Annotated in this window: 9 protein-coding genes and 1 pseudogene; 3 read left to right on the top strand and 7 right to left on the bottom strand. The window is 73.0% G+C overall.

What is annotated here, in order from left to right; translation table 11 throughout:
- A pseudogene (locus G3I40_RS24385) lies at positions 1 to 375 on the bottom strand (hypothetical protein); the annotation flags it as partial.
- A 143-nt stretch (positions 376 to 518) separates the two neighbouring features.
- Between G3I40_RS24385 and G3I40_RS24380 the strand changes: the two are divergent.
- Positions 519 to 1,139, top strand: coding sequence for a flavin reductase family protein (locus G3I40_RS24380; RefSeq protein WP_164304256.1), 621 nt, complete (start codon positions 519 to 521; stop codon positions 1,137 to 1,139).
- Between the two features lie 7 nt (positions 1,140 to 1,146).
- Here the strand turns inward: G3I40_RS24380 and G3I40_RS24375 are convergent, their stop codons facing one another.
- Positions 1,147 to 2,466 (bottom strand): MFS transporter, encoded by a 1,320-nt coding sequence (locus G3I40_RS24375; protein WP_164304255.1) that lies wholly within the window; start codon positions 2,464 to 2,466, stop codon positions 1,147 to 1,149.
- A 71-nt stretch (positions 2,467 to 2,537) separates the two neighbouring features.
- On the opposite strand from G3I40_RS24375, the gene G3I40_RS24370 reads away from it, so the two are divergent.
- A complete protein-coding gene (locus G3I40_RS24370; RefSeq protein ID WP_164304254.1) occupies positions 2,538 to 3,533 on the top strand; it encodes a helix-turn-helix domain-containing protein in 996 nt (331 codons plus the stop codon).
- Positions 3,534 to 3,558: 25 nt separating this feature from the next.
- Here the strand turns inward: G3I40_RS24370 and G3I40_RS24365 are convergent, their stop codons facing one another.
- From G3I40_RS24365 to G3I40_RS24355, 3 genes are read right to left on the bottom strand one after another with little or no spacing between them, the layout of a single operon-like run.
- Positions 3,559 to 4,608, bottom strand: a complete 1,050-nt coding sequence (locus tag G3I40_RS24365; RefSeq protein WP_164304253.1) for a Zn-dependent alcohol dehydrogenase — start codon at positions 4,606 to 4,608, stop codon at positions 3,559 to 3,561.
- Positions 4,605 to 5,822 (bottom strand): acyl-CoA dehydrogenase family protein, encoded by a 1,218-nt coding sequence (locus tag G3I40_RS24360; RefSeq protein ID WP_164304252.1) that lies wholly within the window; start codon positions 5,820 to 5,822, stop codon positions 4,605 to 4,607. The genes G3I40_RS24365 and G3I40_RS24360 overlap by 4 nt, the downstream gene beginning before the upstream one ends.
- Before the next feature lie 38 nt (positions 5,823 to 5,860).
- The gene (locus tag G3I40_RS24355; protein WP_164304251.1) at positions 5,861 to 6,775 is read right to left on the bottom strand and encodes an SDR family oxidoreductase; all 915 of its coding nucleotides are present in this window, start codon (positions 6,773 to 6,775) and stop codon (positions 5,861 to 5,863) included.
- Between the two features lie 102 nt (positions 6,776 to 6,877).
- Here G3I40_RS24355 and G3I40_RS24350 point away from each other — a divergent pair, with 102 nt between their 5' ends.
- On the top strand, positions 6,878 to 7,804 hold the full coding sequence (locus tag G3I40_RS24350; protein ID WP_164304250.1) for a cyclase family protein: 927 nt from the start codon (positions 6,878 to 6,880) through the stop codon (positions 7,802 to 7,804).
- Between the two features lie 152 nt (positions 7,805 to 7,956).
- Here the strand turns inward: G3I40_RS24350 and G3I40_RS24345 are convergent, their stop codons facing one another.
- The gene (locus G3I40_RS24345; protein ID WP_164304249.1) at positions 7,957 to 8,442 is read right to left on the bottom strand and encodes an ATP-binding protein; all 486 of its coding nucleotides are present in this window, start codon (positions 8,440 to 8,442) and stop codon (positions 7,957 to 7,959) included.
- Between the two features lie 446 nt (positions 8,443 to 8,888).
- Positions 8,889 to 9,393: acyl-CoA dehydrogenase family protein (locus G3I40_RS24340; protein WP_164304248.1), on the bottom strand; the 505-nt coding region annotated here is incomplete at its 5' end.

Below are 9,393 nucleotides of genomic sequence, written 5' to 3'. Positions count from 1 at the left end.
CAGGAGCGGCAGCACGCCCGCCGCCGTACAGATCAGGACGCTTGAGGGGTACGCGGACCAGCCGAGCGCGGCGGGCAGGACCGCCCACACCGCCCCCACGGCCGCCAGGGCGAGCGCCCACCGGAGCCACGCGGGGGCGGGCACCCTCCGCAGCACCCGGTCGCCGAGGGCGAGCACGGGCACCGTGTGCACGTGCCCCTGCACCTGGCCCAGCACCCAGAAGAGCGGCGGCGAGAGCACCAGCGCGCACAGGTAGCCCAACGCGGCGATGCCGCCGCCGAGTCCCTGCCCGTAGTCGTTGTGGGCCGGTATGGACACCACCCACAGGACCAGCGCGAGCGAGGGCGCCTGGCCGAACCAGACCGCCGCCGCCACCTCCGCCTCGCCCCTCGTTCTTCGGCCACTCTGATCTGCGCCTTCGCGCTTTCCCCACCCCATGGCGCAGAAGATAGACGGCCCGGCACGGGACCTGCTCCGCACCCCTTCCCATCTGACGCTCCGTCAGCTCTACTGGATCCATGATGGGACACGCAGGGATGGCGGCCACCGTCGTCCGGTACCTCAGGTCCGTCGGCGCCCCCACGACGGCAGGCCCGGTGGAGGCACTGCCCCGCCCCGACCTGCGCGCCGTCGGCGACGACGAGCGCGCGCCCGTCGACCCGGCCGAGTTCCGCCGCGTCCTGGGCAGCTTCGCGACCGGCGTCACCGTCGTCACGGCCCCTGCCTGCGCACCCGGCGAGGGGCCCGCCGGGTTCGCCTGTCAGTCCTTCTCCTCGCTCTCCCTCGACCCGCCACTGGTCGCGTTCATGGTGGCGCGTACGTCGACGACGTGGCCGCGGATCGCCCGCGCGGGCGTGTTCTGCGTGAACGTACTGGGCGCGGACCAGGGCGAGTTGTGCCGCGGCTTCGCCGTCAGCGGGGCCGACAAGTTCGCCGGCGTCTCGCACGCGCCGTCGCCGGTGTCGGGCTCGCCCCGGCTCGACGGCGCCGCCGCGTGGGTCGACTGCGCCGTCCACGCCGTGCACACCGGGGGCGACCACCTGATAGTCGTCGGCCGGGTCACGGCCCTCGGCGCGGACACCGACGCGCCGGGCCCGCTGCTCTTCCACCGGGGCCGGTTCGCGCGTCTCGGCGACTGAGCCGCGCTCACGCCGCCACGGTCACCGCCCCCGTCACCGCCGCGCGCCGCCGGATCACCAGGACCATCAGCGCGGCGGCCGCGCACAGCGCCCCGGACGCGTACCAGATCACGTCGTACGAGCCGTAGACGTCCCGCACCACGCCGCCCAGGTACGCGACGACCGCGGCGCCCACCTGGTGCGAGGCGAGCACCCAGCCGAAGACGATGGCGCTGTCCTCGCCGTAGTGGTCGCGGCACAGGGCGATCGTCGGCGGGACCGTCGCCACCCAGTCGAGGCCGTAGAAGACGATGAAGAAGAGCATCGGCGGGTGCACGCTCGGCGCGAGCAGCATGGGCAGGAACAGCAGCGAGACGCCGCGCAGCGCGTAGTAGACGGCCAGCAGGCGCCGGGGCTCGAAGCGGTCGGTGAACCAGCCCGAGGCGATCGTGCCGATCACGTCGAAGACGCCGATGACCGCGAGCAGCGACGCGGCGGCGGGCACCGGCATGCCGTGGTCGTGGGCGGCGGGCACGAAGTGCGTCTTGACCAGGCCGTTCGTGGACGCGCCGCAGATCGCGAACGAACCGGCGAGGAGCCAGAAGGGGCCGGTGCGGGCCGCCTTGCCCAGCACCGCGACCGTGCGCCGCGCGGCCCCGGCCACCGGAGCCGGCTTCGGCACGAACGCCGGGGCCCCGTAAGGACTCGCGTCGACGTCGGCCGGGTGGTCGCGCAGCAGCAGCCAGACCAGCGGGACGACGGCGAGCGCGGCCAGGGCCACCGTGACGGCGGCGGGCCGCCAGCCGTGCCGGTCGACGATCCAGGCGAGCAGCGGCAGGAAGACCAGCTGGCCGGAGGCGCCGGCCGCGGTCAGCAGGCCCGTGACGAGGCCGCGCCGGGCGACGAACCACCGGTTGGTGACGGTGGCCGCGAAAGCCAGCGCCATCGAGCCGCTGCCCAGGCCGACCAGCACGCCCCAGTACATGACGAGCTGCCAGGCGGCCGTCATCCACACCGTCAGCAGCGAGCCGGCCGAGATGACGGTGAGGGCGACCGCGACGACCTTGCGTATCCCGAAGCGGTCCATCAGGGCGGCGGCGAACGGGGCCGTGAGCCCGTACAGCGCGAGGTTCACGGACACGGCGAGACCGATGGTCCCGCGCGACCAGCCGAAGCCGGTCCTCGGGTCGTGCAGCGGCTCGATGAGCAGTCCGGGCAGGGAGGCGAAGGCGGCGGCGCCGATGATCGTCACGAAGGTGACCGCGGCGACGGACCAGGCCCGGTGCGGGCGTCTGCCGCGCGGGGCGGGTCCGGTGCGGGGAGCGGTGGTCTGCGTCTGCGTCGTCACGTCCTTGAGAATCCGGCATCCGCCCCGCCCGGACGAGTGGCCCGAACGACATCCTTCGCTAGGATCGGGCCATGCGCATCGAGCAGCCCACGCCCGCACCGCCGCACCGGGTCGCCGTGCTCGCCCTCGACGGCGTCATCCCCTTCGAACTGGGCATCCCCCAGCGGATCTTCGGGCGCGCCAGGGACACCGAACTGCGGCCGCTGTACGAGGTGGTGACCTGCGCGGTCACCGAGCCGGGGCCGGTCAGGACCGACGCCGACTACTCGATCCTCGTCGAGCACGGCCCGCAGGAGCTCGCCACCGCCGACACCGTGCTCGTCCCGGCCTCGTACGAACTGGGCCCGGTCCACGAGGAGGGCCGGCTCACCCCGGCGCTCGAAGCGGCCTTCGCGCACATCCGCCCCGGCACCCGTCTGGTCTCGATCTGCACCGGCGGCTGGGTCCTCGCCGCGGCCGGCCTGCTGGACGGGCGCCCCGCGACCACGCACTGGGCGGACGCGGCCGCCTTCCAGGAGATGTTCCCCTCGGTACGCGTCGACGCCGAGGTCCTCTTCGTCGACGACGGTGACGTGCTGACCTCCGCCGGGGTCGCCGCCGGCATCGACCTGTGCCTGCACATCGTGCGCCGCGACCACGGCGCGGCCGTCGCCAACGACGTGGCCCGCCGCACCGTCGTCCCGCCGCACCGGGACGGCGGACAGGCCCAGTTCATCCAACGCCCGGTGCCGGAGGCCCAGTTGGCGACGACCACCAAGGCGCGGGCCTGGGCCCTGGGCCACCTCCACGACCCGATCCAGCTGCGCGACATGGCCGAGCAGGAGTCCTTGTCGGTGCGCACTTTTACGCGCCGCTTCCGCGAGGAGGTCGGGGTCAGTCCGGGCCAGTGGCTCACCCGGCAGCGCGTGGAGCGGGCCCGCCACCTCCTGGAGTCCTCGTCGCTCTCCATCGACCAGGTGGCCCGCGACGCGGGCTTCGGCACGGCCCAGTCCATGCGCCAGCACCTCCAGGCGGCGCTCGGGGTGACCCCGACGGCCTACCGCCGCACGTTCCGCGCCGCGGGCTGAGGGCCGCCCTTCCCAGGGGCCGCTCTCAGAACGTCAGCACCCCGCGCGCCACCCGCCCCGCCTCCGCGTCCTCGACCGCCTTCGCGAAGTCCTCGACCGGGTACGTCCGCGTCACCAGCTCGTCGAGCAGCAGCCGCCCCTGCGCGTACAGATCGGCGTACAGGCGGATGTCGCGCTGCGGCCGCGAGGAGCCGTACCGGCAGCCGAGCACCGACTTGTCCAGGAACAGCTGGGCGGGCACGAAGGACGCCTCCGCGTCGGCCGCCGGCATCCCGAGCAGCACGGCCTGCCCGTGCCGGTCGAGCAGGTCGATGGCGGCCCGCACCAGCTCCACCCGGCCCACGCACTCGAAGACGTGGTCGGCGCCGTCCGGCAGCAGCCCCCGCACCTGCGCCGCGTCGGTCAAAAAGTCCGTCGCCCCGAACTGCCGGGCCACGTCCTCCTTCGCGGGATTGTTGTCGACGGCGACGACCCGCAACGCCCCCGCGATACGGGCCCCTTGGAGCACGTTCAGCCCCACCCCGCCGGTCCCGATGACGACCACCGAGTCGCCCCGGTCGACCCGCGCCCGGTTCAGCACGGCGCCGACGCCGGTGAGCACCCCGCACCCGATCAGCGCGGCCGACGTCAGCGGAATCTCCTTCGGGATCTTCACGGCCTGCACGGCCTTCACCACGGTCCGCTCCGCGAACGCCGAGTTCGAGGCGAACTGGTAGACCGGGTCACCGCCCCGCGAGAACGGCTGCCCCGGCATCCCGATCGCCTTGCGGCACATGGTCGGCCGGCCCCGGTCGCACTCGGCGCAGGCCCCGCAGTTGGCGAGCGTGGACAGCGACACGTGGTCCCCGGGCACCACATGGCTCACGCCGGCCCCCACGGCCTCCACCACGCCGGCCCCCTCGTGCCCGAGCACGACGGGCCGCGGGAACGGAATGGTGCCGTCGATCACGGACAGGTCGGAGTGGCACAGCCCGGCCGCGGCCACGTCCACCAGCACCTCCCCCGGCCCCGGGTCCCGTATCTCCAGGTCGTCCACGACCACGGCCTGCTTGCCGTCGAACAGAACACCCCTCATGACGCCTGCGCCTCCTCGGGCAGATGCTTCGGTGGATCCTTCGGCAGACCGAGCACCCGCTCGGCGATGATGGTGCGCTGGATCTCGTCCGAGCCGCCGTAGACGGTGTCGGCCCGGCTGAACAGGAACAGCCGCTGCTGTTCGTCGAGTGCGTACGGGGCCTCGGCCGACCAGTCCTCGGGACCGACCGCGGCGGCGGCCCCCCGCACCCGCATGGCCAGCTCGCCGAGCCGCTGGTGCCAGCCGCCCCACAACAGCTTGGCGACGCTCGGCGCGCCCTCCGCCTCGGCGCCCCCGAGGGTCCGCAGGGCGTTGCACCGCATGGTCCGCAGCTCGGCCCAGAGCCGCACGATCCGCTCCGCGAGCACCGGGTCGTCCGCGGCGCCCGTGCGCACGGCGGTGCGCACGACGGCCCGCAACTCCTCCTCGAAACCGATCTGCTGGGCCAGGGTGGACACGCCCCGCTCGTAGCCGAGCAGCCCCATGGCGACCCGCCACCCCGCGCCCTCGCCGCCCACGACCTCCTCGGCGACGGCCCCGTCGAAGAACACCTCGTTGAACTCGCTGGTCCCGGTCAGCTGCCGGATCGGCCTGACCTCGATGCGTCCGGGCTGGTCCATCGGCACCAGCAGGAAGGACAGACCCCGGTGCCGCACGGACCCGGCCTCGGTGCGCGCCAGCACGAAGCACCAGTCGGCCTCGTGCGCCAGCGACGTCCACACCTTCTGCCCGGTGACCCGCCAGCGCCCGTCCCCGTCCCGCTCGGCGGCGGTCCGCAGCGAGGCGAGGTCCGATCCGGCGCCGGGCTCGCTGTACCCCTGGCACCACAGCTCCTCGCCGCGCGCGATGGGCGGCAGGAACCGGCGCTGCTGTTCCTGGCTGCCGTACGCGAGGAGCGTGGGCGCCAGCAGGTTCTCGCCGATGTGCCCGTAGCGGCCCGGGGCCCGTACCCGCGCGTACTCCTCGGCCCACACGACCTGCTGGGTGAGCGTGGCGACGCGATTGCCGTACGTGCCGTCGCCCCACCCGAGACCTATCCAGCCGTCGCTGCCCAACTCCCGTTCCCACGCCCGGCGTTCGGCGGCGCCCTCGTGCTCGCTGCCGGGACCGCCGCGCCCCACGGCGCCCGCGAAGCGCCCGACGAGGTGCTCCGTGAGCCACTGCCTGGCCTCCTGCCGGAACCCGGCGTCCTCGGCCCCGAACCCGAACTCCATCTCACCACCGCCGTTTCGTCGGTCCCGCAGCCGCCCGGCTACTGATTGGGTCGCTCCTTGGCCGCGGCGGCCCGCGCCATCTCCTCCAGGACCGCGAGCATCGGCATCGGATCGGTCCCGACCGTCCCCGGCAGGAAGTCCGCGATCTTCTCGGGCGTCCAGGAACCGCCCTCCGCGTACCCGGCGCGCAGTTCGCGCGGCTGCGCCCACACGGCGATCTTCGGCCCGGCCACGGTGTAGACCTGCCCGGTGATCTTCTCGTCCCGGGCCCGCTCGCTCAGCAGGTAGACGACGAGGGCCGCGACGTCCTCGGGCTCGCCGATCTCCTTCAGCTCCATCGGCACGTTCGCCGACATCCGCGTACGGGCGACGGGGGCGACGGCGTTGGCGGTCACCCCGTACTTGTGCAGGCCCAGGGCCGCGCTGCGCACCAGCGAGATGATCCCGCCCTTGGCGGCGCTGTAGTTGGCCTGGGCCACCGAGCCCTGGTGGTTGCCGCTGGTGAAGCCGATGAGCGTGCCCGTGCCCTGCTTGCGCATCACCGCGGACGCGGCCCGGAAGACGGTGAACGTGCCCTTCAGGTGGGTGGCGACCACCGGGTCCCACTCCTCCTCCGCCATGTTGAAGAGCATCCGCTCGCGCAGGATGCCGGCGACGCAGACGACCCCGTCGATCCGCCCGAACTCCTCGACTGCGGTGTCCACGATCCGCTGCCCGCCGGCCATGGTGGACACGTCGTCGGCCACGGCGACGGCGGCGCCGCCCGCCGCCTCGATCTCCTTGACCACCCCCAGCGCCACGTCGGAGGCGGGCTCGCCGCCCTCGATCGACACGCCGTAGTCGTTGACGACGACCTTCGCGCCCTCGGCGGCGCAGGCGAGCGCGACCGCCCGCCCGATGCCGCGCCCCGCCCCCGTCACGGCGATGACCTTGCCTGCCAAGAAGTTCCCCACGTCCGGCCCCTTCCCGCGGTTTCTGACGACCCGTTAGATTTCACTCGGGTTCGGATTCTACGACCCGTCAGATACCGGAACACAAGACCCGGGAGGACCCCGATGCCCCTGCCCGCCGAGTTCCACGACATCGCCAAACGCGTGAACAACTGGGGGCGTTGGGGGCAGGCCGACGAGATCGGCACCCTGAACCTGGTCACGGACGAGGTGGTGCGCGCGGCCGCCGCGGAGGTCCGCACCGGCCGCCGGGTGCCGCTCGCCCTGCCCCTCAAGCAGGACGGCGTGCAGTCCGGGATGATCCCGGGGCGCATCAACCCGCTGCACTCCATGGTCCAGATCAACCAGCAGATCTTCGGCCCGGACACGGTCGCCTGCAGCGACGACGCGGTGACGATGGGCCTGCAGGCCGCCACGCACTGGGACGCCCTGACCCACGTCTCGCACTCGGGCCGCCTCTACAACGGCCGCCCGGCGGACACCATCACGGCCCACGGCGGCGCCGAGTTCAGCGGCATCGACAAGGCCCCGTACGTCGTCTCGCGCGGCGTGCTGCTCGACGTGGCGGCGGCGAAGGGCGTCGACCGACTGCCCGGCGACCACGCCGTGACGCCCCAAGACCTGGACGAGGCCGCGGAGTTCGGCCACGTGGAGGTGCGTCCCGGCGACATCGTGCTGGTCCGCACGGGCCAGGTCCAGGTCTACCTGGCCGGCGACAAGCACGCGTACGGCTACCCGTCGCCCGGTCTGTCGGTGCGCACTCCGGAGTGGTTCCACGCCCACGACGTGGCGGCCGTCGCGAACGACACCCTGACCTTCGAGGTCTTCCCGCCGGAGATCGAGAACCTGTGGCTGCCCGTGCACGCGCTCGACCTGGTGGAGATGGGCATGCTGCAGGGCCAGAACTGGAATCTGGAATCTCTGTCCACAGCCTGTGGAGAAGAACGCCGCTACACGTTCCTGCTCTCGGCGATGCCGGAGCCCTTCCAGGGCGCGACGGGCACGCCGGTGGCACCGGTGGCAGTGCTCTGAACCGCCCCGAGGGCGGGAGGGCGATTCGCCGAGGACCCCCGTCACAAGGGCCCTCGACGTCCCCTCGCAGCGAATCGCTGACCACAAGCGTGATCAATCGGACACTGCGCGTCAACACCCGTCCGGGTATTTGCGGTTAATGAGCAGAATGTTCAAGCGCTCATAGAAGCATTGGGCCGGAGTGAACCCGGCGCACTCGCGCCGGAGGGCCACACGGCCCCGGCGGCGGGCGAGGAGCACCGGTCGATCTCGCACCAGATGGCCTTGCCCGCACCCTCCGGCCGCCAGCCCCAGCGGTCGGCGAGCCCGTCGACGAGCTCCAGGCCGCGGCCGTTGGTCTCCTCGCCGCCCGCGTGCCGGGGCGTCGGCGCCTGGGTACTGGAGTCGGCGACCTCCACGCGCACCGTACCGGGACACCCCTCCGGGACGCCGGGCAACTGCAGGCGGAGCACCGCCGGGTGACCCGTGTGCACCACCGCGTTGGTGACCAGTTCGGAGACGATCAGGATCAGCGTCTCGGCCAACGGTTCGTCGGCCTGTATTCCCGAACCGGCGAGACGCGAGCGCGCCCACCTGCGGGCCCGCCCCACTTCTGCGGGGTCGGCCCCGACCTCCAGTTGAACCTGAAGCACCTGCACCGCTCACACCATCCGAATCCGGAGGGACCGTTGGAGTTCTGCCTCGCGCCACTGACCGTCCCGGCCACTGAAGACGATCACCGTGCGTGATCCCCTTGCTGCACAGCATGGTTGACGTACAGTCACCCCAACAAGCGCTTCGGGCATATTCCAGCGCGAAGGAGTACGCGTGCGGCATACTGTGCGACGCGTCTCGCGGGGGGTCGAACAGGCGGGTGCGATACGCCGCGCTGCCCGGTGAGCAGCGTGCATCCCCGACCCCGGAGTCGCCTCGGAGGCAACACCGGCACCGTCGCCCGGGTTCAGCACCACTCGCATCTGCCACAAGGTACCGGAGCCGAAGGCCGACTCCGCGCCGTGACGAGCCCCGCGAAGGACACAACCCGATATCGACGCCCCGTCACTGTGCGTGCACCCTTCGTCAGAGCCCCTCGGGGCCCGGTCGGCTACAGGGACGCGGCGAGCACCTCCTCGGCGGCCCGCGCACTGCCGCCCAACTCGGCCCGCACCCAGGCCCGCTTCAGGTGCAGATGCACATCTGCCTCCCAGGTGAACCCCATGCCGCCGTGCACCTGCAGGCAGTCCCGGGCGCCCCGCACGGCGGCCTCGTCCGCGAGCAGTTCGGCGGCGGCGATCTCCACCGGGTCCCGGGTGACGGCGGCCGCGTACACGGCCGCGCGGGCCACCTCGACCCGTACGAGCATCTCGGCGCACAGGTGTTTCACCGCCTGGAAGCCGCCGATGGGCTGCCCGAACTGCTCGCGCTCCCGGGCGTGTTGAACGGCCATGTCGAGGGTGCGCCCGGCCGAGCCGAGCTGCTCCGCGGCGTACAGCAGGGTGGCCTCGGGCGGGGGCGCGGCGCCGTCGCCCGGCACCCGGTGCAGGGGCGTGAGCGGGTCGACCGAGGTGAGCGGCTCGGCGCCCGCCACCTCCCCGCGCACCACGTCGGCC

It is taken from the genome of Streptomyces sp. SID14478 (assembly GCF_010548525.1).
In the GTDB taxonomy this organism is placed as follows: domain Bacteria; phylum Actinomycetota; class Actinomycetes; order Streptomycetales; family Streptomycetaceae; genus Streptomyces.
The sequence above is the reverse complement of the archived record's forward strand: the minus strand, read 5'-3'. Positions and strand labels throughout refer to the sequence as shown.